The organism is Sorangium sp. So ce296 (genome assembly GCF_051529605.1).
Classification (GTDB): domain Bacteria; phylum Myxococcota_A; class Polyangia; order Polyangiales; family Polyangiaceae; genus Sorangium; species Sorangium cellulosum_D.
The window spans coordinates 7710177-7734866 of record NZ_CP150325.1 but is presented as its reverse complement, the minus strand read 5'-3'; the positions used below and the strand labels follow the sequence as shown (position 1 = coordinate 7734866).

At 71.1% G+C, this 24690-nt stretch carries 16 protein-coding genes and 1 pseudogene; 10 read left to right on the top strand and 7 right to left on the bottom strand.

What is annotated here, in order from left to right; genetic code table 11:
* The first annotated feature begins 1 nt into the window (after position 1).
* Positions 2–1348, top strand: coding sequence for a DUF1552 domain-containing protein (locus WME98_RS28625; RefSeq protein ID WP_437954031.1), 1347 nt, complete (start codon positions 2–4; stop codon positions 1346–1348).
* Positions 1349–1419: 71 nt separating this feature from the next.
* Here the strand turns inward: WME98_RS28625 and WME98_RS28620 are convergent, their stop codons facing one another.
* The 4 genes and pseudogenes from WME98_RS28620 to WME98_RS28605 all read right to left on the bottom strand — a co-directional run.
* A complete protein-coding gene (locus WME98_RS28620) occupies positions 1420–2391 on the bottom strand; it encodes a pectin acetylesterase-family hydrolase (RefSeq protein ID WP_437944912.1) in 972 nt (323 codons plus the stop codon).
* Positions 2392–2584: 193 nt separating this feature from the next.
* The gene (locus WME98_RS28615) at positions 2585–3088 is read right to left on the bottom strand and encodes a hypothetical protein (protein ID WP_437944911.1); all 504 of its coding nucleotides are present in this window, start codon (positions 3086–3088) and stop codon (positions 2585–2587) included.
* A 509-nt stretch (positions 3089–3597) separates the two neighbouring features.
* Positions 3598–6108 carry a DNRLRE domain-containing protein gene (locus WME98_RS28610; RefSeq protein ID WP_437954030.1) on the bottom strand — a complete coding sequence of 837 codons (2511 nt, stop codon included), beginning with the start codon at positions 6106–6108 and terminating at the stop codon, positions 3598–3600.
* A 198-nt stretch (positions 6109–6306) separates the two neighbouring features.
* Positions 6307–6750, bottom strand: a pseudogene (locus WME98_RS28605) (nidogen-like domain-containing protein); the annotation flags it as partial.
* Between the two features lie 807 nt (positions 6751–7557).
* Here WME98_RS28605 and WME98_RS28600 point away from each other — a divergent pair.
* The 4 genes from WME98_RS28600 to WME98_RS28585 are packed head-to-tail and all read left to right on the top strand — an operon-like array spanning position 7558 to position 14017.
* Complete coding sequence (locus tag WME98_RS28600; RefSeq protein WP_437944910.1) at positions 7558–11082, top strand: kelch repeat-containing protein; 3525 nt, start codon at positions 7558–7560, stop codon at positions 11080–11082.
* A complete protein-coding gene (locus tag WME98_RS28595) occupies positions 11079–12020 on the top strand; it encodes an aldo/keto reductase (protein ID WP_437944909.1) in 942 nt (313 codons plus the stop codon). The genes WME98_RS28600 and WME98_RS28595 overlap by 4 nt, the downstream gene beginning before the upstream one ends.
* A gap of 5 nt (positions 12021–12025) precedes the next feature.
* On the top strand, positions 12026–12862 hold the full coding sequence (locus WME98_RS28590) for a 3'(2'),5'-bisphosphate nucleotidase CysQ family protein (protein ID WP_437954029.1): 837 nt from the start codon (positions 12026–12028) through the stop codon (positions 12860–12862).
* A gap of 6 nt (positions 12863–12868) precedes the next feature.
* Positions 12869–14017, top strand: a complete 1149-nt coding sequence (locus WME98_RS28585; protein ID WP_061626458.1) for an NAD(P)/FAD-dependent oxidoreductase — start codon at positions 12869–12871, stop codon at positions 14015–14017.
* Between the two features lie 285 nt (positions 14018–14302).
* Here the strand turns inward: WME98_RS28585 and WME98_RS28580 are convergent, their stop codons facing one another.
* Positions 14303–14899, bottom strand: coding sequence for a hypothetical protein (locus WME98_RS28580; RefSeq protein ID WP_437944908.1), 597 nt, complete (start codon positions 14897–14899; stop codon positions 14303–14305).
* A gap of 26 nt (positions 14900–14925) precedes the next feature.
* A complete protein-coding gene (locus tag WME98_RS28575) occupies positions 14926–16101 on the bottom strand; it encodes an ImmA/IrrE family metallo-endopeptidase (RefSeq protein WP_437944907.1) in 1176 nt (391 codons plus the stop codon).
* Between the two features lie 52 nt (positions 16102–16153).
* Between WME98_RS28575 and WME98_RS28570 the strand changes: the two genes are divergently transcribed.
* The 5 genes from WME98_RS28570 to WME98_RS28550 all read left to right on the top strand — a co-directional run bounded on the left by WME98_RS28570 (position 16154) and on the right by WME98_RS28550 (position 23295).
* On the top strand, positions 16154–16996 hold the full coding sequence (locus WME98_RS28570) for an SDR family oxidoreductase (RefSeq protein ID WP_061626462.1): 843 nt from the start codon (positions 16154–16156) through the stop codon (positions 16994–16996).
* A gap of 219 nt (positions 16997–17215) precedes the next feature.
* On the top strand, positions 17216–18970 hold the full coding sequence (locus WME98_RS28565) for a hypothetical protein (RefSeq protein ID WP_437944906.1): 1755 nt from the start codon (positions 17216–17218) through the stop codon (positions 18968–18970).
* Positions 18971–19177: 207 nt separating this feature from the next.
* On the top strand, positions 19178–21118 hold the full coding sequence (locus WME98_RS28560) for a sigma 54-interacting transcriptional regulator (RefSeq protein ID WP_437944905.1): 1941 nt from the start codon (positions 19178–19180) through the stop codon (positions 21116–21118).
* A 648-nt stretch (positions 21119–21766) separates the two neighbouring features.
* Positions 21767–22168, top strand: a complete 402-nt coding sequence (locus WME98_RS28555; RefSeq protein ID WP_437944904.1) for a DUF7793 family protein — start codon at positions 21767–21769, stop codon at positions 22166–22168.
* A gap of 29 nt (positions 22169–22197) precedes the next feature.
* On the top strand, positions 22198–23295 hold the full coding sequence (locus WME98_RS28550; RefSeq protein ID WP_437944903.1) for a PAS domain S-box protein: 1098 nt from the start codon (positions 22198–22200) through the stop codon (positions 23293–23295).
* Positions 23296–23461: 166 nt separating this feature from the next.
* On the opposite strand, the gene rsgA is transcribed toward WME98_RS28550, so the two are convergent.
* Positions 23462–24574: a ribosome small subunit-dependent GTPase A gene (gene rsgA / locus WME98_RS28545; RefSeq protein WP_437944902.1), complete on the bottom strand. Its 1113-nt coding sequence runs from the start codon at positions 24572–24574 to the stop codon at positions 23462–23464.
* Positions 24575–24690 lie beyond the last annotated feature (116 nt).

Here is a 24690-nt window from a genome sequence, read left to right as displayed (position 1 = left end):
CATGCTGCGGGGCGCCGGCGCCATCGCGGTCTCGCTCCCCTGGCTGGAGATCATGGGCACCGAGCGCCCGGCGCACGCGGCCCCCGCCCCCGCCAAGCGCTTCCTCGCCGTCTACACGCCCGGCGGGACCGTGCTGAACCGCTGGAGGCCGACCGGCTCGGAGACGAGCTTCACCCTGAGCCCCATCCTGGCGCCGCTCGCGCCGGTGCAGAACCGGCTGATCGTCGTCGACGGCCTCGACATGAAGAGCGCGCGCGGCGAGCAGCACCAGGCCGGGATCATCGCCTGGCTCACGGGCACGTCGCAGGAGGGCTCCAACAACGGCGGCTACGGGAAGGGGCCGTCCATCGATCAGGTGATCGCCGCCCGGATCTCCGCCGGTCAGAAGGCGAAGGCCAGCATCCAGATCGCGTTGCGCTGGGCCACGGGCAAGTCTCACGGCCTGCTGTCGCCGATGAACGCCGCGAATTTCGAGAACGACGCGCCGCACAAGCCGATCCCGCCGCGCCTCGATCCGGTGGAGATCTTCACCGAGCTCTTCGGCACGCTGAACCCGAACGACGGCAACGACGCTGCCCGTCGCCTCGCGCGGAAGCAATCGATCCTCGACTTCCTCGACCGGCGCTACGCCACCCTGTCCGGGCAGCTCGGCGCCGCCGACAGGCAGAAGATCGACCAGCACCTCACGAAGATCCGCGAGATCGAGCAGAGCCTCAGCAACGTCCCGGTCGAGACGAGCGCGTGCAAGGTGCCGACGCGGGTCGACACGTCCGACTACAACCCGCGCACGGGGCTCAATTCGTCCGACAACGGCTCGATCAAGGACACCTCGACCGACGCGGCGATCCCCAAGGTCGGCAAGCTCTTGACGGACATGATGGTGATGGCGTTCGCCTGCGACATCACCGGGGTCGGCACCCTGCAGTGGAGCGACACTGAGGCGAAGCACACCTTCCCCTGGCTCAACCTGACCGAGCACCACCATTTCTACCAGCACGACGGCGGCTTCAGGCCGAACGAGTGCGAGGCCATCTGCACCTGGTACTCGAAGCAGCACCTCTATCTCCTGCAGGAGATGGAGAAGATCGACATGGGCGGGCACTCGCTGCTCGACGAGAGCGTCGTCTTCTTCGGCTCCGAGCTGTCGGATCCGCCGTCGCACAAGAAGAACGACATGCCGTTCCTGCTGGCCGGCGGCGGCGGCGGCCTGCGCACCGGGCGCTGGCTCCGGTACCCGAACCTCCCGCACAACAACCTGCTCGTCTCGATCTTGAACCTGTTCGGCGACACCCGGACCACGTTCGGCGACCCGCGGGACTGCACCGGGCCGCTCACCAACCTGACCTAGCCGCTCCCGAGGCGGGACGCCCCCTCGCTCGAACGCGACAGGGCGGCGCCCGCCCCTCGCCCGCGCGCCCGCTACGGTGAGCCGCAGTCGTCGCAGGCGACGCTGGGGGGCGGCTCGCCGTTCGCGAGCGCGTCGAGCCATCGGACGAGGCGCGTCCCGCCCGACTCCAACGTGTAGAACTCCGGCCGCCAGAGGATGCAATGAGCGCTGCCGGCGGCGAGGTACGCGCTGAAGTTCGGCGTCGACGCCTCGATGTGGCCGACGGACGCCCTCATCGCCGCCGACCACGCCTCCGCGCCGCCCTCGCCGCCCATCGCGCTGTAAAAGAAGATCTGGTCCTCGTCGTGGACCGTGTTGTACTGCGACAGGCGCATGTCGGGGTAGTGCGCGCCGATCTTCTCGTAGAGCACGTACAGGTTCACGAGCTCGGCCGGATCGAGCCCGGGGATCCACGTCGGATAGGCGCCCTCCGGCTTCCAGGAGGGGAGACTGTCGTTGAAGAAGGCGTCGGTGATGACCCCCGCGCCGCTGTCGGCGAACTGGACCACGGACGCGTTCTTGTAGTGTTCCCGCAGGTGGGCAGACCACAGGATCGAGCCATACGCGCCCGCGCTGCAGCCGGTCACGAAGATCTTCTCGGGCGCGGGGACGTTCGCGTAGACCCAGTCGAGCGCGGCGCGGACGTTGACGGCGCCCTTGTGCCGGACGGTGACGGCGCTGCTGCCCTGTCCGTACGTGGCTACGTTGTCGCCCCAGTGGATGTCCCCGGTGCAGTAGGGAATGTAGACATGGTGCCAGTCCCTGAACGGGTTGTCCGGGTTGTCATGGTCGTAGATCCCGGTCGTCAGGGGATCGTCGCCGACGGTCTCCTGGAAGATGTCGGCGCCGGCGGAGCAGGTGGCGGCGCTCCAGCACGCGCCGCCGCCGCGGAACTCGACGATGACGCGATTGACGGTGCCCGGGCGCACGAGGTACTTGAACGGATCGCCGCGCGCGCAGGTGGTCTCGCCGCCCGGCTCGATGGTGTTCCACCCGGAGGGCAAGCTCAGGATCCCCGCCCGTGGCGGGCTGTTCGGGCCTTCGTCCTTGGCGGACGAGCCGCCACAGCCAACGATGGCGAGCAGACACAGCGAGATGTGGAATCGAGGGAATGCGGGGTTAAAGCGCATGACGGGCGTGAGGATAGCATTCCGCGACTCCCAGGCTTGTCCGCCGGCGACGGCGCGGGGGCGAGCGCTACGGCGGCGGGGCGTGCTCTGCCCAGATCTGCGCGGCGGCGGCGCTGACCGCGCGGCGAATCGAGCCCTCGTCGAGGCGCGCGCGGTCGCGCGGCGCGAGGGCGGCGCAGATGGCGAGCGCGACGAGGTAGAGGGCGCCGATGAGCCCGATCCACCGCAGACCGGACGCGCCCAGCCGGGAGATGATCTCGATGGGCACGATCTGCGCGCGGATCTGGACCGCGCCGATCACGAGGACGGCGCGGTCCCCTTCCTGGAGCTCGATGTCGGCGGGGCCGGCCAGCAGGCGCCCGAGCCCGTCGGCGCCGTGGACGCGCGCCCGCGTCCGCCGCGGTACGTGCAGCACGTAGCGCGCGCCGGTCACCTCCGCGATGACGGGGGCCGCCCTGTCCAGCTCTATCGACGGCACGCGCGCGATGGATGCGGGCGTGTCGCCGATGTGCGCCCGGCCCTCGGCGAGCAGGTGGCGGACGCCGATCACGTCCTTGCCTCGGACGGCCACGAGCTCCAGCGCGCGCCGCGCGGAGGCGCTCGCCGCGGGCGGCCGTGATCTCCGGTCGCTGACGGGTTCGGCCCTCGATGCCTCATTAGGACCTTTCGCCATACTCTACAGCCCCCTTCGTCGGCCGCGGGCAGGGGTGGACTCCGCATGTCCCCTGGTCACCTGCCCTCGGCGCGCCGCCCCGCTCGCCGCCACATCACGCCCCTTCCCCGGCTCCTCTGGCATGGATCGTTCCGCGGCCAAGCGCGCAGGGACGTGGCGCCCCGGCGGCCCCTGCCAGCGCGCGCCTCGTCCGCCGGAGAAGGAGGGAGAAGGCGACGGAGAGGACGACCGCGGCGGCGCCCGCGGCGCGGCGGTGGGCGGCCGTCGTCGCTGACGGACCGGAGCGCGGGCTCGACCTCGACGTCCGGCGCTTGGTCAGGGAATCCGGCCACACGGGGGCGATCCGCGGCGGAGGGGGCGCCGAGCGTCCTCTCCGCCGCGGGTGACGGCGATGCGGGCCTGGTCTGTCAGGGCGTCACGTAGCAGAGGTCGAGGCGCGGCCGCTCGGCGGCGTTCGCCTCCTCGCTCGACCGGAGGGTCCGCTTGCCCGTGCCGAGCTCGCGCAGGAGCACGCCGTGGTTGGCGAGCGCGCCCGAGACCCAGTCCTGGACGAGCGCGGTCACGTCGCACGACACGGTGGTCGTCAGGTTGGCCGGCACGGCGAGCGACGCCTCGACGGCGGGGTCGAAGGCGCCGTTCAGCGTGTTGTACGTGACGGTGGCCTCGGTCCACGGCGCCGTGATCGCGTGGACGTCGAGCGTCGCGGCCGTCGGGGCGTAGAGCGCTCTCACCGAGAACGTCGCGCCCTCGATGGTGGCGTCCCCGGGGATCCCGGAGAGATCGAAGGCGACGAGGGCCATCTTCTGTCCGGAGCCGGAGACGCCGGTGAAGAGGCCAGGATACGAGCCCGAGGTCGTGTTCGGCTCGGAGCTGGAGATGAAGGCGTCGGCGGCCCCGCCGGCGCCGCCGCGGCGGACGGCGACGCAGATCGGATCGCAGGCGTTGCCCACGCCGTCGGCGTCGTTGTCGCCCTGCCCCGGGTTGGCGTCGCCCGGGCAGTTGTCGCACGCGTCGCCCACGCCATCGGCATCCGCGTCCGCCTGGCTCGCGTTCGCCGCGAGCGCGCAGTTGTCGCACGCGTCGCCCACGCCGTCGGCGTCCGCGTCGGCCTGGTCCGGGTTCGCGGCGAGCGGGCAGTTGTCGAAGGTGTCGCTCACGGCGTCAGCGTCGGAGTCGACCCACTCGGGGACGCTCACGTCGAAGGAGGCGCTCGCCGCGTTGCCCGCCGCGTCGGTCGCGCCGCAGGTGACGGTGGAGACGCCGACCGGCAGGACGGTGCCCGGCGCGGGGGAGCAGGTCACGGGGACCGCGCCGTCGACGACGTCGAGCGCGACGGCGACGAACGCGAGCTCGGCGCCCCAGGGCCCGGTCGGCTCCAGGGTGATCGGGCCGGGGACGGTGAGGACCGGAGCGCTCGTGTCCTCGACGATGACGGCGAAGGTGCCGTAATCGAGGTTGCCTGTGGCGTCGAGCGCGTAGCAGTGGACGACGGTGACGCCGATCGGAACGGTGCTGCCCGGGGGCGTCGTGCAGATCACGGGGACGGCGCCGTCGACGTCGTCGATCGCGGAGACCGTGAACGTGGCCGGGGCGCCGCTCGCGCCCGTCGCCTCGAGCACGAGGTCGTCGGGCACGGAGAGCGTCGGCGCCGTCGTGTCGCCGACCGCGCCGGTGCCGCAGTCGAGGCGCAGGTCCAGGTCGAAGACGGGCGGCGGGATGATCATGACGGCGCTCTCGACATACGTCCGGGCGGCGTTGCCGGGCGCGTGGCAGCCCGGCTTCTCGGCGCGGACCTTGTAATAGCCGGTGACGACATCCCAGCCGAAGTGCCCCTCCGCGTCGGAGATGCTCGGGTTGGCGCGGTTCATCGGCGACATGAGGGCGCTCCCGTCCGGCACCACGGTGAACGAGCCCTCCCCCCCGGTGTCCGAGCGGAGGAGCGTGACCGTGGCCCCCTCGATCGGCGCGCCGCCTACGGTGCGGACCCACCCGCTCGGGTCGATGTAGATGGAGAAGCCGATGCTCGCGGTCGTCAATCCGCAGTGCGTCTGGATGAGGACGTCGGCCGGGCCGTGATTCGGGTAGAAGGGCGGAATCGTGACGGTGAAGTTGCCGCTATTCGCGTCGAGCGCCATGGTGCCCGAGGCGAAGGTGAGGGCGCCGAACTTCACCTGGTAAGTCGCTGTCCCGCCGGCGCAGCCGGGGGTCGTGAGGGTGGTGGGATTGCCCCAGTAGACAACGGGGACGTCGCCGCCGCCCGAAAAAGAGGGCTCGAGGGCGGTGCCCGGGGGAGGGGCGGACGGCTTTGCGAGCACTATCGGCGAGAAATCATCCTCCTCGCTTCCGTCAACGTCGAGCACCTCATCACCCACGGTGACGACGATCTCGCTCTGGATCAGGTTTCGCCCAGCCGGTGAGAACGCCGTGATCCTGTAGGTACCCACCTCCAGGCCGCTCGCCGTGAACCGCCCCGTCTGATCGGTCGTCCCGATCCACGGGCAGACATCCCCCGCTGCGGCCGCCGCTGTCGAGCAGACCTCGACGGGCGCGCCGGGCACACCGACGATCTGACCTTGCTCGTCCTCCACGACCCGCTGCTTGATGACGCCGCTGCCCGTGTTCGGCAAGCCGTTCGTGACCGGATACTTGTAGCGCCCCAGCGCGCCCGAGCTGTTACTGTCCCTCTTGGTGAGCGGATAGGACAGGTCATCGTCGGTGAAGATGTCCCGGACCTCGGGATCCGTGGAGAGCTGGTACTTGTCCCGTGAAAGCTCTTTGGCCCGGCCTCTACCGGAAGCATATCCCACGCGCGCCGTCTCGCCGCCGAGCCCGCCGGCGCCGCCGCTCGCGGATCCCGCGTTCCAGCGGATCTGGTCATAATTGAACCAGATATCGAAATCGCCCTTCGGACGATACAAGGAATTCGTCTCCTCATTAAGAGGCGGGAGGCACTGCGGCGACATAGGATTGCATCTCGCAGGCGGACAATTTAACTCGCCATCGGCACAATGCCAATTGATACATTCTTCCTCTTCAGAATCGCACGAGTGAGCGTCGACCAACAGGAGCTGAAAGATATTCAGCTTGTCGGTACCCGAGTTGTAATAGCCGACGCCCGCGACAGTATCCGGCGGCGCGATGGGGGTCGCCCACAGCACGCAGAATGCGTCTCGGTCAGACGTGAAGTTCTCGATCGTACCCCAGTGCACGACCCCCGAACCAGAGCCCCTGGTATCGACGTCCGCGAAGAAGGGAGCGATGATGGCGCGCTCCGTATCGTCCAGCGGAAAGGGCGTGTACACGTTGAGGGGACCGTCGAAGGTGACGTTGCCGTTGTTGTTGACGTAGATCGTGTTGTAGTGCCGGTCGAAGAAGTTGACCTCGAAAGGGAGCGCCACCACGCCGCTTGAATCGTCGTCGTTCGAATCTAGCGAATCCCCCTCGAGGCAACCTGGGTGGTAGATCACGGCGTTCGGGCCGACCGCGAGCGCCTCGCTGGGTAGCCACCCCGAGAGCACCACGATGCCGGAGGCCAACACCCGATGAACATTGCGTCTCATCCCGTCCTCGCTTCGCCTCACACAAAGAGGCGCCATGATATTGCATCACCCCGCGCGACGATGGAACCTTTTTCGCGCTGGCGTTATCTCGTCCGCCAGCGCGTGTCGCGTCTCGCGCCGCCACGCGGTTCAAGACGCCTCGCGCCATGCGCTTAGATCTTTGAAAGGACACAGAAAACCTGCGTATCCAGGCATGAGCGCGCGGGCGCCGTTGGCTGGCAACGCCCTTTCACTCACAGTGGAAACGCGGCAGCCGCAAATCTCTCTTGACGACCTTCCGGACGCCCGTCTCTCATGGCGGCCATGTTGCGCGGGCTCCAATGGCTTTGCGAACGTCCGCCGGCCCGCCATCGCTTGCTGGCAGGGTCGCTGCTCGCGGCGCTCGCCGCCGCCGGTGGATGCGATGACACGGCGGCGCCGCCCGCCGAGGCGCTTTCGGAGCGGTTCCCCGCCGTGGCAGCGCGCGCGCTCGAACGGGGCGGGGAGCTGGTCGAGAAGGGCGCTGTTTTCACCCTACCAGAAATCCGCGGCACGGGGCTCCTCGCGGTGGAGTTGCCCCGCGACGCTGGAGAGGCGGTCCGCTTCCGCCTCCCTGGCGCAGGAGGATGCGAAGGCCCTGCCCCCGTGTGCCCAGACGCCCTGGACATCCAAGTGCGCGAAGCGGGCGCCCGTGGCGAGGTGACGCGGGCAGGCCGCGCTGTCGCCTTCCGGCGACCCGGTGGGACTTCCTTCTGGACCGCCAACGAGAATGGTTCCGCAGAGGAGTGGCTGCTGCTCGACGCGGAGGCAGTCCAACGCGGCGCGCCCGTGGCCTCGTGGCACATCAAGGGGGCAGCGCTGCGCCAGGTGGGCGAGGTCGTGCTCGTGGTGGACGGGACAGGCGTACCGAGGCTGCGCGTGACCGCGCCAGAGGCGTATGCCCAGGGAGGCGTGCGCCCGGTCGATGCGCGGCTGTCCGTCGAAGGAGAGACGCTCGCCTTGCACGTCGACGCCGAACGAGAGGCGATCCTCGTCGACCCGCTCTGGGAACAAGTCCCCTCGGCGCTGAGCGCGGCGCGCCGAGAGCACACCGCGACCTTGATCACGAGCGGCACGAGGGCTGGCCAGGTCCTCGTCGTGGGCGGCTTCAACGGAGCCGCCTCCCTGAATACCGCCGAATTGTACGATCCCGTCGCCAATGCGTGGTCGCCCGCGGCCTCGCCGAGCGCACGATACCAGCACACGGCGACCTTGCTGAGCGACGGACGCCGCGTTCTCGTGGCAGGCGGCCGCGTCGGTACGACGTACCTGGGCACGGCGCAGCTGTACAACGCCGACACGAACACCTGGTCGGACGCCGGGAGCATGGGCAATCGGGCGCTCCACACGGCGACGCTCCTCGACGACGGCGACGTGCTCGTGGCGGGCGGGTACAACGGAAGCTCCGCGGTCGGCGATGCCCGCCGCTACGACGCCGCGACGGGCGCGTGGTCGGCCGCGGGGACGATGAGCGCCCGCTACACGCACAGCGCCGTACGGCTGCTCGACGGCGCCGTGCTGGTCGCGGGCGGCAATGGCGCCGACTTCCTCAACACGGCGGAGCTCTTCGACCCCGTGGGCAACACGTGGTCGACCACCGGCAACCTGAGCACAGCGCGGAGGCAACACAGCGCGACGCTCCTCCCGAACGGCGATGTCCTCGTCGCCGGGGGCACGAATGCGACACACCAGGCGAGCGCCGAGCGATACAGCCCAGCGACGAGGACCTGGTCACCGGCCGGATCCATGCCTTTCGCGAGCAGCAATCACGCCGCGGTCCTGCTCGCCTCGAGCGGCGACGTGCTGGTCACCGGCGGTTTCAACGGCAGCTATCTCGCCACGGCGGCGCTGTACCACTCGACGAGCGGGACGTGGTCGGAGGCCGAGAGCATGCTCACCGCCCGCGGCTACCACACCCTGGTGGCGCTCGGCGACGGCCGGCTCCTCGCGGCGGGCGGCCGGAACACCACGGCCGCCCTGTCGAGCTCCGAACTCTATCTCCCCCAGTCCCCGAACGGCACGCCCTGCGTCGCCGACGGGGAGTGTCTGAGCGGCCACTGCGTCGACGGGGTTTGCTGCAACAACGCGTGTGGCGGGGGCGACGCGAGCGACTGTGAGGCCTGCAGCACCGCGGCGGGCGCATCCGCGAACGGCGTGTGCGGGGCGCGCGCCTCGGGAAGCCTCTGCCGCGGCTCGGCCGGGAGCTGCGACGTCGAGGAGCGATGCAACGGCAGCTCCACGGCATGTCCCGCGAACGCCTTCGCCTCCGCCGCCACCGTGTGCAGGCCCGCGGTGGGCCTGTGCGACACCACCGAGACATGCACCGGAAGCTCCGCCGCGTGCCCTGCGGACGGCTTCGTGGCTGCCGCAACCGTGTGCAGGGCAGCCGCGGGCGCCTGCGACGTGGCCGAGACCTGCTCCGGAAGCTCCCCTGCGTGTCCCGCAGACGTCCTCGCCTCCGCCTCCACCGTGTGCAGGGCGGCCGCGGGCGCCTGCGACGTGGCCGAGACCTGCTCCGGAAGCTCCCCTGCGTGCCCGGTGAACACCTTCGCGTCGGCCTCCACGGTGTGCCGCGCGGCGGCGGGCCCCTGCGACGCAGCCGAGACCTGCTCCGGCACCGCCGCCGCCTGCCCCGCCGACGCCTTCGCATCCGCCGCCACGGTCTGCCGGCCGGCGGCGGGCGCCTGCGACGTGGCCGAGACCTGCACCGGCGCCGCCGCCGCCTGCCCCGCCAACGCCTTCGCGTCCGCCGCCACGGTGTGCCGGGCGGCGGCGGGCCCCTGCGACGCGGCCGAGACCTGCTCCGGCACCGCCACCGCCTGTCCGGCCGATGCCCTCGCGCCTGCCACCACCGTGTGCAGGCCGGCCGCAGGCCCCTGCGATGTGGACGAGCGCTGTACCGGCACCGCCGCCGCCTGCCCCGCCGACCTCCTCGCGCCGGCGACGTCGGTCTGCAGGGCGCCGGCCGGCGCCTGCGACGTGGCCGAGAGCTGCACCGGCACCGATGTGGCGTGCCCCGCGAACCTCTTCGTACCTGCCGACACGACCTGCCGGACGGCGGCGGGCGCCTGCGACGTGGCCGAGACCTGCACCGGCGCCGCCGCCGCATGCCCCGCCAACGCCTTCGCGCCGGCCACCACCGTGTGCAGGCCGGCGGCGGGCGCCTGCGACGTGGCCGAGACCTGCACCGGCGCCGCCGCCGCATGCCCCGCCGACGCCCTCGCGGCGCCGAACACCGTGTGCGCCCCCGGCGCCTGCGTCGACGCGACCTCCAGTGTCCCGCCGAGCCGCTGCACTGCCGACGGTGCCTGCGTCGAGCGCGCCGCCGTCGCGTGCGGCCTCTACGTCTGCGCGGACGACGCGTGCATGACCCGCTGCTCCGCGCACGAGGACTGCGCCGCAGGCGCCTACTGCGCCCCGCCGACCTGCGCGGCGAAGAAGCCGATCGGTGCGCCTTGCAGGGCGACCGTCGAGTGCGCCGACGGCGCCTGCATCCGCGGCACCTGCTCGCTCGATCGCGACGGCGACGGCGTCCCCGACGCAGAGGACACGTGCCCCGACACGCCGAACACCGCAGACGTCGACATCGACGACGACGGCAAGGGGAACGCGTGCGACGACGACGACGACGGCGACGGCAAGCCGGACACGGAGGACGCCTGCCCCACGATCGCGGACCCGGGCACCACCTCCGATCGGGCATGCAGCTGCGAGCCCCCCAAGCAGGACGGCGACCCCTGCGACGACGGCGATCCCTGCACCCTCGCCGACACCTGCCAGGCGGGGCGATGCGCCGGCGGCGATCCCTTCATGTGCCCCCAGCCCGATCCGGGCCCATGCAGGAGCTTTGCCTGCCTGGCGCCGAACGGCGCCTGCGTCGAGCGCAACGCGTACGAGGAATCCCCGTGCCCCGGTGGGCGATGCAGGGCCGGCGGCTGCGTGCTCGACGACCCGCCCGGCAGCGGAGGCGCTGGCGGCGGACCGAGCGGCGCCGGCGGCACCGGCGGCGGAGCGGGCGGGGCCGAGCCGGGCTCGGGCGGGGCCGCTGGCGGCTCCGGCGGGGCGGGCGCGGCGGGCGGCGCGGCGGCGGGCGGCGACGCTGGTGGCGCCGTCGCCGGCGGCGAAGAGCCCCCCGGCGACGCCCACCGCGGAGAGCTCCGGCTCCACGGCAACGGCTGCGCGGCGAGCGCGCCCCCCGGCGGCGCCCCGGGTGATGCCGGCCACGGTCCGCTCTGGCTCCTCGCGGCGCTGCTCCTCGGGCGCCTGCCTATTTCGTGGCGCGCTCCCCGCGCTGGTGTAGATCGCCGCCCGTGAGGAAACGCCCCCTCGGCAAGACCACCCTCCAGGTCTCGGAGCTCGCCCTAGGCACCTGGGGTCTCTCAGGCGACGGCTACGGCCCGGTCTCCGAGCTCGAAGTCGATCGCGTCATCGATCGCGCGCTCGCGGTCGGCATCGACCTCTTCGACACGGCCGACGTCTACGGCCGCGGCGAGATGGAACGCCGCCTCGGCAAGCGGCTCAAGGGCGGCGGCGCCACGTTCGTGGTCACCAAGATCGGCACCGATCTCGAGGGCCTCCCGCCGACCAAGCGCTTCGACCCCGCCTACCTCCGCACCGCGTTCGAGCGCTCCCAGGAGCGGCTCGCCCGCGACGTCGTCGACGTCGTCCTGCTCCACAACCCCACCGTGGCCGCGATGCAGGCGAAGGAGCCCCTCGCCTACCTCAAGGAGCTCAAGCAGGCCGGGAAGATCCGCGCCTTCGGCGTGAGCGCCGGCTCCGCGGACGTCGCCCGCTCCGCGCTGCGCGACGAGGTCGACGTCATCGAGCTCGCCTACAACGCCTTCCTCCCCGGCGACCTCCACGAGGTCGCCGGCGACGTCTCCGAGAGCGGGGCCGGCGTCCTCGCCCGCTCGGTGCTCGCGCACGGGCTGCTCGCCGGCCAGTGGAGCGCCGACCGCGAGTTCTTCCCCGACGATCACCGCATGCACCGGTGGACCCGCGACGAGCTCCGGACCCGCCTCGGCCAGCTCGACGCCCTCAGGCCGTTCGTCTCGGGCGCCGTCGTCTCGCTCCGCTCCGTGGCGCTGCGCTTCGTCCTCGCGAACCGCCTCGTCTCGTCCGCCGTGCTCGGCCCCCGCTCGGTCGCGCAGTTCGACCAGCTCGTCCGCGAGGCCGGCATGCCTCCCTACCTCCGCGACACGGCGCTCGCGGAGCTCGCAGGTCGCCTGAACCAGGTCGGGATCGAGGGGTGAGCACGATGAGCCAGAGCGACAGGGAGCTCGACGAGATCGTCCGCATCGCGCGCGCGGCGGCGGCGATCGTGATGGACGTGTACGCGACGCCGTTCGCCGTCGAGATGAAGGGCCCGGGCGATCCGGTGACGCGCGCCGATCGCGAGGCGAACGCGCTCATCTGCAGCGCCCTCGAGGCCGCGTTCCCCGGCGAGGCGATCCTCGCCGAGGAGAGCGTCCCGGCCGGCGACGAGCTCGCCGCGCGCTTCGGCCGGGAGCGGGTGTTCTTCGTCGATCCGCTCGACGGCACGCGCGAGTTCGCCGACCGGAACGGCGAGTTCGCCGTGATGATCGGCCTCGCGGTCCGCGGCAGGGCGGCGCTCGGCGTCGTGGTGATGCCCACGACGGGCGAGGCGCTGGCCGGCCGCGCCGACGACGGCGGGTGCTTCGCCTTCCTCGAGGCGCGGGACGGCAGCCGCCGCGCGCTCCAGGTCTCGGCGGTGGCCTCGCCGGCCGACGCCACGCTCATCGTCTCGCGGTCGCACCGGCCGAAGGAGATCGAGCCGCTCCTCTCGCGGCTCGGCATCGCCAAGGTCGTCCCGTGCGGCTCGGTCGGCGTGAAGATCGCCCGGATCGCGACGGGCGAGGTCGACCTCTACGTGCACGGCGGCGGCGGCGCCAAGCTCTGGGACAGCTGCGCGCCCGAGGCCGTGCTCCTCGGCGCCGGCGGACGCTTCACCGACCTCGCCGGCGCGCCCATCGACTACACCGGCCCCGGGCTCAAGCTCGCCCGCGGCATCATCGCCTCGAACGGCGCGCTCCAGGACGCCGTCGTCGCCGCGGCGAGGTCCGAGCTCGGCTGAGGCGCGATGCGGGCGCAGGCGGAGATCGTCATCATCGGCGCGGGGATCATGGGCCTCGCGATCGCCTACAACCTCGCGCGGCACCACGGCATCACGGACGTCGTCGTCGTCGACCGGGGCTACCTCTGCGGCGGCGCCAGCGGCCGCAACGGCGGCGGGGTGCGGGCGCAGTTCTCGAGCGAGGGGAACATCCGGCTGATGCAGGAGAGCATCCGCATCTGCCGCGATTTCGCCCGCGAGATGAAGATCAACATCTGGTTCCGGCAGGGCGGCTACCTCTTCCTCGTGCGCAGCGAGGCCGGCCGTCGGACGCTCGAGAAGAGCGTCGCCGTGCAGAACGACTGCGGCCTCGGGACGCGGATGCTCACGGCGAACGAGGCGCGCGCGCTCGTGCCGGAGCTCTCCACCGAGGGCGTCGTCGCGGCGAGCTACAACCCCGACGACGGCGTCGTGTTCCCGTGGCCGTTCGTCTGGGGCTACGCCGAGCGCGCCCAGAAGCTCGGCGTCGACATCGCCACCTTCACGGACGTCCTCGGCTTCCGCACGCAGGGCGCGCGCATCGACGCCGTGGTCACGGATCGCGGCGAGATCCGGACGCACCGGGTGGTCAACGCCGCCGGCGCGTGGAGCCCGGAGATCGCGCGCATGCTCGGCGTGGATCTGCCGAACCGCCCGCACCGCCACGAGATCTGCTCGACCGAGCCGCTCAAGCCCTGGCTCGGCCCGCTCGTCGCCGACCTGTCGAACGGCCTTTATTTCTCCCAGTCGATGCGCGGCGAGATCGTGGGCGGCATCTCCAACGAGGATGTCCCCGAGGGCCTCGACATGGGGTCGAGCCACAAGTTCCTCGCGCTGTACGCGCGGGCGCTGGTCACGGCGTGCCCGGTCCTCGGCAGCGTGAAGGTGCTGCGGCAGTGGGCTGGCTGTTACGACCTCACCCCCGACCAGAACCCCATCGTGGGCGGGGTCGACGAGGTGGAGCACTTTTACCAGGCGTCCGGGTTCATGGGGCACGGCTTCATGATCGCGCCGGTGATGGGCAAGCTCATCGCGCAGCACATCGCGGAGGGCACGGCCCTGCCGCTGTTCGATCGCTGGAACCTGCGCCGCTTCAAGGAGGGCCGGCTCCTCAGCGAGGCGATGATCATCGGATGATCCCGGCCGCGGCCGTGTGCTGCGGCGCTCGTGCATCCGGTCGGTATTCTTCTAGCGATACGCTACCCGGACAGGGGGCCGGCCGCACGGACAGGGGGCCGGCCACCCGGACAGGGGTGCCGGCCACCCGGACAGGGGCGCCGGCTGCCCGGACAGGGGTGCCGGCCGCACGGACAGTGCACCTTCTCCCTCGAACCTCGGGAGGCCTTCCGTCCACGCCGGGTCGTGCTGGATCCTGTCCAGGTGATGCGCGCAGGAGTCCACGGCGACGGCAACCAGCCAATGTCACGACTCGCCGCGCGGCTCGGGCTCTAGCGGCTCGGGCTCTATCGGAGCCGAGGATGACGTTGGCGGCGAGTGCGACTGGATCCAGTCCGGCCACCAGAGCGGGACGCGGGCGGTGACACCGCTCGCCTTCACCGTGTCCTCGGCAACCTGCCCGGCGACGGAGACATCCAGCGCACCGAGATCGACGAGCTCGGCGAGGAACTGAAAGAACCCCATGGCGCGGCCGCGCAGCTCTTCGAGGCCCAGGAGCGCCGCTTGACCGTCGCGGGTCACGAAGCTCGCCTCGGGCCGGCTCATGGCCCAAGCGATCGAGGCAGCTTCACCGAGATCCGAGGCCGACGTCTTGCCGGCCCGCAGCGCCTGGAGCCTGGCAGCGGCGGGGTCGGCGATCTGGATCTCCTCTACCCTGATCCGGCTTCCCTCCAGCGTGATCCGCGCCTGCTCGGCAGCTTTCGCGTGCTTGGGTTTGGCGTCGACGATCAGCTCGTCGCGCACCTCCTCCAGCATCACGAGGGTCACTCGCTCGCTGATATCCACGAGAATCGAGAGGTGTCCCGCACGCTGGAGGGCGACGAGCACCCCCGTGTCCAGCACGTACGCCCGCCACTCAGCGCTCGCAGTCATCGTGTGGTGTTCCAGGGGAGCTCATCCCACGCAGAGAGCTCGAGCAGCTCGCGTGCCCGCATGGCGGAGATGAGTCCGGCAGATAGCGCCTCTCGAACCCGCCGTGAACGTAGAGCCTCACGCGCCGACGGCGCCGCGTGCGAGAGCAGCGGGACCGTCTTCTGGATCTCCGCGAGGATCTCCTCGAGAAGATACTTTTCTATGTAGCCGACGTTGTACAGGTGGTAGGACGTCAGCTCGATCGTCGTCCCGTAGTGCTCCCGCGCGCGCTGGACCAGCTCTACAGCGGGCTTCAGCTCTCTCGCGCGGACCTGCGGCCTCCCGAGCAACCGGTGGAGCCCGAGCTTCGGCAACAGCAGCTCTGCAGCGAAAGCGCGGGCGCGCTTCTCGACGGCATCGCCTTGCCGTCTTGGCGCATCCTCTTCCTGGTCTTCGGCGACATCAATCCAGAGGCCAACGTCGTCTCGTGGCTCGTCGAAGAGGAGGTGGCAGATCTCATGTGCGAGATCCACACGCCGCCGCAGCGGCTGAAGACCCCCTTTCGCCGCCGTGTTGAGAAGAATGGCTGCAAGCCCGCTCGCCCGGTCCTTCACCGTGACGGCCAGCACGGACGGACTATGTAGTGACTTCTCGATAACGGGCACACCAAAGGCTTCCTCCACCAGCGTCTCCAGTGGATCGGGGAGAGGAGAGGTGGGTGAATCGAGGAAGTTCTTCTGGTGCAGGATATCTCGAAGGCGCCACGCCCGCGCGTATCCGTCGGCGCTCGCGTTGTGCCCGACCGGCGCTTCCCTGAACCAATGGACTCTCTTGAGCGGCGCGGGGCGGCCCAGGCGCTCCTCCAACCCTTCCACGTCGCGCGCGATCGTCAGCGCTTCTCGTGCCGCATCCTCATCCGCGTGAAAAAAGTCCGGCACGCTGGCGTGTCGAAAATGAAACGATAAGGCGACCTCTTCGTGTGGCGTATCCGCCCATAGCGCTGTGGGCGAGAGCTTCAACCTTCGCTCGACGCGGGCCAGCGCCGCGGTCGAGATCGGCACGGCTTCGCCTGCTTCCAGGCGTGCGAGCACTTCTTCGGGCACGCTTGCGTCACGGGCGAGCGTGGCCCGTTCTACGTGGTGCGTCTCGCGAGCCTCCCGCAGACGTCGTCCCACCGCTGCGAAGTCGACCATGGTCGCAGCATAGTGAATCCTCGCACCTCGTCTATACTCGCCCCCCTCCCCCATGGGTCACCTCATCCTCATCACCGGATCCTCGAGCGGCATCGGCCTCGCGACCGCGGTCGCCTGCGCGGCCGCGGGCCATCGGGTCGTCGCCACGATGCGCCGCCCCGACAAGGCCGGCGCGCTCCTCGCCGCGGCCGCGGCGGCGGGCGCCTCGCTCGAGGTCGAGCAGCTCGACGTCGCCGCGGCGAGCGCCCCCGACCGGGTCCGGGAAATCCTCCAGAAGCACGGCCCCGCCTACGCCCTCGTCAACAACGCCGGCATCGCCGTCGGCGGCGCCTTCGAGGAGCAGGCGGACGATGACGTCCGCGCGCAGTTCGAGACCAACGTCTTCGGGCTCATGACCGTGACGCGCGCCGTCCTCCCGGCCATGCGCGGCGCCGGGCGCGGTCGCATCGTCAACGTCTCGAGCGTCTCCGGGCTCGTCGGCCTCCCCGGCGTGAGCGCCTACGCGGCCACGAAGCACGCCGTCGAGGGCTTCAGCGAGGCGCTGCGCTGGGAGGTCGCCCCGTTCGGCGTCCACGTCTGCCTCGTCGAGCCCGGCACGTTCAAGACCGAAATTTTCTTCGAGAACCAGCGTCGCGGCGCCCACATCTCGCCCGACGGGCCCTACGCCGCCATGACCCGGACGATCGAGCAGCTCGTCCTCCAGGACGCCGCCAAGGCCCCGCCGCCCGCCCCGGTCGCGGCGGCGATCCTCCGCCTCATCGAGGCGCCCTCGCCGCCGTTCCGCACGCTCATCGGCCGGGACGCTCGGGCGCTCGTCGCGCTGCGCCGTGTCATCCCCGACCGGCTGTTCGCCACGGGGATCCGCCGGCTCGTGTCCGTGCCGCGCTCGCGTTGACACGTCCCCGGGCGCCGAATAGTTTCGGCTCCGCCGTTTCCATGGCGGAGCGGCGCCACGTCGTGGCCGAAGGGGGGCCGCGCCCCCTGCCGCGCGCTGTTTTTGTCCACTTTCGTCCCCTCAGGCTAACGAAGGCTAGCCGCTGACCGCCTCTCCTTCTCGCGCCTCGCGACGGCGAGGTCAGGCCGGCAGCATCACCGAGGTCCCGGAGGAAACACCATGTCCCGCTCAGCACGCAGCATCCTGCCGCTCCTTCGCTCGCTCCTCCTGGGGGCCGCCACCGCGTCGTCGATGGCGCTCTCCGCAGGGATCGTCGCCGGGTGCGCCGACGAGAACGACCCCGAGACGCACGTCAAGCGGCTCGACGACCCGGCGACGGTTACCCCCTCGGTCAACCGGCTCGTCCAGTTCTTCGAGGACGCGATGACCCGCGACAACAAGGACCGGAACGGCCCGACCGTGAAGCCGCTCCTCGACAAGATCATCGAGCCGATGACGCAGCGGTGCGTGGCCGGCGACCTCGACGAGCGGACGAACTCGAAGCTCATCAAGTTCATCTCCGACACGCGCGACCCGCGCGGCGACGCCTGCCTCATCAAGGCGCTCAAGGACTACAAGCCCGAGTCGACCGAGGAGGACGTCCGCTGGGCCGTGCGCGGCCTCGGGGCGATGAAGTCGGAGAAGGCCGCCGAGCCGCTCATGGCCGTCTTCACGAAGCTCCAGCACGGCAAGCCGAAGGGCTCCACGATCTCGCGCGACGTGCACGACGCGATGATCGAGATCAACAGCAAGTCGTGGGAGGACGGGCTCATCACGATGCTCGGGCGTCCGATCAACGATCCGAAGGACGTCGCCACGATGCGGAACGAGCTGTTCTGGCAGATCACCGCGGCCGAGCTGCTCGGCTGGCAGCGCAGCGAGAAGGCGGTCGTGCCGCTGCTCAAGGTGGTGCTGTCGCCGATCAAGGCGGACGCCGCCGCGACGGCGATCCTCGCGCTCACGAAGATCGGCAAGCCCGCGATCGAGCCGGCGATCCAGCTGCTCAAGGGCGAGCACAAGGAGCTCGTCGAGTACTCGAAGGTCGAGAACCTGAAGGCCGCCGGCGACAAGCCGAGCGCGGAGCAGAAGAAGGCGGCCGAGACCGCCCACGTGGCGGCCGCCGCGCTCGTCCTGGCGACGATCGGCCGGCAGGAGTCGGTGCAGCCGCTGCTCGCCGCGCTCGAGAAGGCCGAGGACGTGCCCCGCGCCATCATCGCGCGCGAGCTCACCAAGGTGCCCAAGACGCCCGAGACCCTCGCCGCCTTCCAGGCGGCCTACGAGAAGACGCCCGCGGGCCTCGAGATGCCGCCGGCCGGCATCAACGCGCGGGTCATGCTCGCCGAGGCGGCGGGCAACTTCTTCGACGCGAGCCTCGTGCCGTGGATCGTGAAGACGGGGCTCGAGGCGCGGGGCGAGGAGGACGACGTCGCGCAGATCCGCGACGTCTCGCTCCAGACGGCGCTCAAGCTGATGAAGCCCGACCAGGTCGCCGACGTCGACCGGCTCGCGAACACCCGCACGAGCGGCGGCGGCACGGTCGGCAAGTCGATGGAGAAGGAGATCAAGCTCGCGAAGGACCTGCTGAACGGCTGCGGGACCAAGGTCGACTGCTACATCGGCAAGCTCGGGGACCCGGCGTCGCAGGCCAAGGAGACGCAGTTCCAGGGGATCAAGGCCGCCTACATGACGGGCGTCCTCGGCTCCCCCGACGTCCGGCAGCAGATCATCGACGCGCTGCCGAAGGTCTCGAACGCGGCCGTGCGCTTCGTGTCGGTCTCGGTCATCGACGCCCTGTCGCCGAAGGGCGACGCCGAGGTCGCGACCAAGCTGCAGAAGATCGTCGACGAGGGCGAGGCGTCGAAGGATCCGGAGAAGATCTCCGGCAACGCGCCCTTCAAGACGGTCATCTACCGCCTGACCGCCCGCGCCCAGTGAGCGCCGCCTTCCCGCGCGCGACCCCGGGGTCGCGCGCGGGTTGAGGAAGGTCGACGCGACCTCCTGATTCCAGATTTTCTTTGCCGAGCGCCTCCCGGGTGCGATGTTTTGCCCGAGCGCAGGGCTCCCCGGTTTTTCCTGGCATCTCCTCCGTCTTGACGGTTTACTCCGGGCCTTCCCCACGGGGCCTTCCTGGCTGAACGAACCATGATCGTGCTCGAGGTAACCCAGGGTCTCGCTGCCGGGCGCGCCTTCGAGCTCCAGGGCGAGCTCATCACGCTCGGGCGCTCTCCGGACAACCGGGTCGTGCTCGACGATCGCCACGTCTCCGGGGCGCACGCGCGCATCGTGAACGGCGCCGACGGGGTGATCCTCGAGGACCTGCGCTCCACGAACGGGACGAGCGTGGTGCGCCGGGGCGAGCGGCTCGAGCTCGGGCCCGGGCGCAGCGCGGTCGCCCTCCAGACGGACGACGTCATCGAGCTCGGCTCGGGCGACGCGGTCACCCGGATGGTGGTGAAGATCCCGGAGGAGGCCGACGACGCGCGGGTCGTCTCGATCCGGCGCCTCGACGAGATCGAGCCCGCCGCGGCGAAGATCGAGCGCGACCCGAGCGCGCTGTCGGCCATGTACGCGGCGCAGAAGCGCATCGGCGCCGCAAACGATCTCGACGAGGTGCTCGCCGAGATCGCCGACGCGGTGCTCGCCCTCGTGCCGAGCGCGACGCACGTCACGGTGGTGCTGCGCGACGACGACCAGGAGCCGGGCGCGGCGCCGGCGGCGTTCGTCCCGGTGCTGACGCGCGTCCGCTCGCCGTCGGGCCGCGGGGCGCCGCCGGCGGGGCCGGTGCCGATCACGCGCAGCGTGTACCGCAAGGTGATCAAGGAGCGGGCGGCGGTGCTCGCGGCCGACGCGCCGATCGAGGTGGGGCAGACCGAGTCGCTGATGGGCGCCTCGATCCGCAGCACGCTGGCCGTGCCGCTCTGGAAGGGCGAGGAGATCATCGGCGTGCTCCAGGCCGACAACCGGAGCGCGCCCGGGATGCTGAACGCGGGCGATCTGGAGACGCTGCTCGTGCTGGCGGCGAACGCGTCGCTCGCGGTGGCGAACGCCCGGCTGATCAAGCGGCTCGTGCTCGCCGAGGAGCGGCTCCAGAAGGAGAACAGCTTCCTCAAGGGGCGCGAGGAGAAGCGCCGGGGCGGGGGCGCGGTCGACATCATCGGCAACAGCGAGGCGATGCGCCGGGTCATCGGCCAGCTCGACAAGGTGGTCGACACGCGCGTCACGGTGCTGATCGAGGGCGAGACGGGCACGGGCAAGGAGCTCATCGCCGCCGCCGTGCACTACCGCTCCCGCCGCCGCGACAAGCTCTTCGTCGCGCAGAACTGCGCGGCGCTGGCCGAGAGCCTCCTGGAGAGCGAGCTCTTCGGCCACAAAAAGGGGTCGTTCACGGGCGCCACCGAGGAGAAGAAGGGCCTGTTCGAGATCGCCGACGGCGGCACGCTCTTCCTCGACGAGATCACCGAGACCCCGCTGTCGCTCCAGTCGAAGCTGCTCCGGGCGCTCCAGGAGGGCGAGATCCGCCCGGTGGGGGCGACGAGCCCGAAGCACGTCAACGTGCGCATCGTCGCGGCGACGAACCGGAACCTCGAGGACGAGGTGGCCAAGGGGCGGTTCCGCGAGGACCTCTACTACCGGCTCAAGGTGTTCCCGATCCGCCTGCCGCCGCTGCGCGAGCGGCGGGACGACATCCCGCTGCTCGCGGCGCACTTCCTGGAGCGCTACGCGGACGAGATCGGCAAGCCGTGCGGCGGGTTCAGCCAGCAGGCGATGGAGCTCATGGTCGCCTACGACTGGCCGGGCAACGTCCGGGAGCTCCAGAACGAGGTGCAGCGGCTCGTCATCCAGCTGGATCCGGGGGCGTTCGCGACGCCGGAGCTCTTGTCGCCGCGGATCCGGCAGGTCGAGGGGCTCGTGGCGCGCGCGGGGACGCCCAAGGGGTCGCTCAAGGAGATGATGGACGCGGTCGAGAAGTACTTCCTCCTGGAAGCGCTGCGCGGGCACAACAACAACAAGACCAACGCGGCGAAATCGCTCGGGATCACGCGCGAGGGGCTCCACAAGAAGCTGCGGCAATACGGGATCTGACGGGGGCGGGAGCGGGCGGGGGGAGAGAGCCGGGTCGCGAGGGAGCCATCGGGAGGGGGTGGCGCGCGCGGGGGTGGCGGGGGGCCCTTCCCACGAACTCGCGCCTTGTGGTGGCGATGGCCCGCTGAACGGGTAAGAGAGGACCAGGAGCGACTCGCTTCGATGCGGGCCGGCGCTCGGATTCGTGGGGCCCTTCCCCCGCCACCCCCGCGCGCGCCACCCCCTCCCGATGGCTCTTCCCGAAGCGCGGCGGGGGGAGAGCGTGAGGGCGGGGCGATGGTCGTGAGATCGAGCCTCGATATCGGCGTCGGCCACGCAAAGCGCAAGACATCGGTCCACGATGGTCCGAGGTATGGCCCTTTGTGCCTCCCCGGAGCATCGTCCCTACCCCTGCGCACGCGGGATGTCTCCTCGTCGTACGCCTGCCACCTCTGCGCCACGTCGCGTTCGACGGGGCGCCGGCCTGCACGGACTTTGTAAAGAGCTTGTACATTCCGAGCAAGTTGGTGTTACAACCGAATCTCAGGGGGGCGCGATGAGCGCATCGTCGGCGGCAGGGGTGGACCGGCGATCGACGCGGGTGGGGCGCGGCTACCGGCCTGCGCGCTGCATTCGGCCCGCCCGAGCGAACCGGCGAGAGGGGGGGACGTGAACGAGCTCGGAGACGAGCGTCTGAAGACGCGGACCGGGGAGTTCTCCTTCGACAGGGAGAACGGGGTCATCCGCTTCGATGTCGACGAGGGCGCGGTCCAGACGCTCGCCGACGCGAAGGAGAACATCGCCGCCAACGAGCGATTCAGCAGGGGCACGCCGTACCCGGTGCTGTGCGATCTCACGCGGGGCAAGGCCACGGACCTGGACGCGCGCAACTACTACGCATCCGAGGAGGCGACGCGGACATACCGCGCGATGGCGCTCCTCGGCGGGCGCCCGGTCGCGCGGATGATCGGCAACATCTTCCTCACCGTCTACGGGAAGCGCGCCAAGCCCGTTCGGCTCTTCACCGAGGAGAGGGAGGCGATTCAATGGCTGAAAGGCTTCGCTGACTGATGGGCACAGGCCCACTGGACGATCCACGCGTGGCCGAGCTCTGCGAGCTCGTGCTGCGCCTGCTCCCGGCCGAGCGGCGCGGCGCCCTGCCGCCGGCCTTCGGGGCGGATCCGCTCGATCAGGCCCTCTCCGCGCTGCGATCGCTCGCGGCCCCGCTCGCGGCGCCGCGCCCGGCCGAGGACGAGCTGAGCCAGCGGCTGGAAGAGCTCATGGAGGTCGTCGTCGCGCTCGTCGGGTTCAATTACGCCAGGAAGGCGCCTGTCAGCGACAGGAACGATCTGATCGACGGCATGGCGGCCGGGCTGAACATGCTCGGCGAGGAGCTCGCGGGCTCGACGGTCTCCAAGACGTACGTGACGGGCATCATCGAATCGATGCTCGACCTCCTCGTCGTGGCCGACGGCGACAGCGGGATCCGGAGCGTCAACCAGGCCGCCTGCGACCTCTCGGGGTATACCCGGGAAGAGCTCGTCGGCAGGCCGCTCGACGTCGTGTTCCCCGGGCTCTCGGCCGGCGCGCTCATCGACGCTGGCGGCGCGCGCGACGAGAGGGTCTGTCTGCGCAAGGACGGGCGCGCCGTCGCCGTGTCGTTCCTCGCCTCGGTCATGCGGACCGACGGCGGGCAGGTCCACGGGCTCGTCTGCGTGGCGCGGGACCTCACCGAGAGCAAGCGGGCGGACGAGGAGCGCTGGCGGCTCCGCGAGGCGGTCCACCGGCAGACGGTCCTCGTCGAGGAGCTCTCGACGCCGATCATCCCCATCACCGGCGGGATCATGGTGGTCCCGCTCGTCGGCTCGCTCGACGAGCAGCGGCTGTCGCGGATGACCGAGTCGCTGCTGCAGGCGCTCTCCGAGCGGGCCGCCAGCATGGTCATCCTCGACATCACCGGGGTGCGCACCGTGGATCAGCAGGCCGTGCACGGGCTCATCCGCTCGGTCGGCGCGGCGCGGCTCCTCGGGGCGCGGGTGCTGCTCAGCGGCATCCGCCCGGACGTGGCGAGGGCGCTCGTCGAGATCGGGGCCGACCTCGACGGGGTCGCGACGTTCGGGTCGTTGCAAGACGGGATCGTCCACGCGCTGCGGGGGGCCGCGAAGGGCCGGCTTGCCGCGGGCGCGCGCTCCGCGTGACAGAGGGTCAAAGCTCGTGCGGAGGATCCCTCCGCACGGGGAGGTCCCCCGCCGGAGAGCGTGTCAGGGTCGAGAGCAGATACGGAAAGAAGCGCCAGGAACGCCAGGAGATCTCATGTTCCCCCCGGCGTTCCTGGCGTCCTGGCGATTCCAGCGACGGATCGCTCTATTGCTTCGGATTCGCGCGCATCCGCTTCGAGATCTGCTTCCAGCGCCGCTTCTCCTCGAGCTTCGCGCGCACGTCCTGCTGCCGGGCGAGGTAGCGCCGCTCCGCCCCGAGCTTCCGGTACGCGCCGAGGCGCTCCGGATCGAGCTCGCCCTCCTCGATGGCGCGCAGCACCGCGCACCCGGGCTCGCCGTCATGGCTGCAGTCCCGGAAGCGGCAGGCCGCGGCGTGGGCCTCGACGTCGTCGAAGCCCGCGGGCGCCGCGCCGTCGTCGGACCAGAGGCCGAGCTCCCGCACGCCCGGCGTGTCGATGAGGAGGCCGCCGCCGGGCATCACGAAGAGCTCCCGGTGGGCGGTCGTGTGGCGGCCGCGCTCGTCCGACGCCCGGATCGCCCCCTCGCGCTGCACCTCCACGCCGAGCAGGCGGTTGCTGAGCGCCGACTTCCCCACGCCGGACGAGCCGACGAGGGCGATGGTCTCCCCGGCCCCGATCTCGGCGCGGAGCGCGTCGAGTCCGGCGCCGGACAGGGCGCTGACCAGCGCGACCGGCGCGGCGGGCGCGACCTCCCGCGCGGCGTCGATGAACCGCCCCGGATCGGGGCAGACATCCGCCTTGTTGAGGACGAGCACCGGGCGGGCGCCGCTGTCGATGACCGCCTCGATGTACCGCTCCAGGCGGCGCACGTTGAAGTCGGCGTTCAGCGACGTGACGATGAACACCTTGTCGACGTTCGCCGCGAGCACCTGCGCCTCCATCGCGGGGCCCGCGGCCTTGCGCCGCAGGCACGTATTCCGCGCGAACGTGTGCACGATGTACGCGGGCCCGGCGCCGTCGCCGGGCCTGAGCCCCACCCAGTCGCCGACGGTGGGCAGCGCCGCGCGGCCCGCGGCCTCGTGCGCGAGGCGCCCGCTGACCACCGCGAGGCGCGGGCCGTCCGCGGTCTGCACGTGGTGCCGCGAGGCGGAGGCGAGGAGGACGCGCGCCGGCTGCACGGCCTCCTCCAGGGACGCGAGCTGGCTCGCGAAGAAGGGAGTCCATCCGAGCCCGATCAGATCGGGCCGCGGTTCGTTCTGCGATGACGGATCAACGGAAAAATCGGAGTCGATATGCATGACGGACGAGCGCTCCATGGCGTTCGGCCGCGCGGCGCGAGCTGCGGCGCGCGGCGATCGACGGACAAGGGCGCGGCGGCGCGCAAGCGCGCCCGCGCCGGCCATTCCACGCGCGG

What these genes read in the sequence shown, in the direction of transcription:
- WME98_RS28560 (WP_437944905.1), top strand. Translation starts at nt 19,178, where the DNA reads ATGATCGTGCTCGAGGTAACCCAGGGTCTCGCTGCCGGGCGCGCCTTC.
- WME98_RS28590 (WP_437954029.1), top strand. Translation starts at nt 12,026, where the DNA reads ATGAGCCAGAGCGACAGGGAGCTCGACGAGATCGTCCGCATCGCGCGC.
- WME98_RS28575 (WP_437944907.1), bottom strand. Translation starts at nt 16,101, where the DNA reads ATGGTCGACTTCGCAGCGGTGGGACGACGTCTGCGGGAGGCTCGCGAG.
- WME98_RS28625 (WP_437954031.1), top strand. Translation starts at nt 2, where the DNA reads ATGCTGCGGGGCGCCGGCGCCATCGCGGTCTCGCTCCCCTGGCTGGAG.
- WME98_RS28585 (WP_061626458.1), top strand. Translation starts at nt 12,869, where the DNA reads ATGCGGGCGCAGGCGGAGATCGTCATCATCGGCGCGGGGATCATGGGC.
- WME98_RS28565 (WP_437944906.1), top strand. Translation starts at nt 17,216, where the DNA reads ATGTCCCGCTCAGCACGCAGCATCCTGCCGCTCCTTCGCTCGCTCCTC.
- rsgA (WP_437944902.1), bottom strand. Translation starts at nt 24,574, where the DNA reads ATGCATATCGACTCCGATTTTTCCGTTGATCCGTCATCGCAGAACGAA.
- WME98_RS28570 (WP_061626462.1), top strand. Translation starts at nt 16,154, where the DNA reads ATGGGTCACCTCATCCTCATCACCGGATCCTCGAGCGGCATCGGCCTC.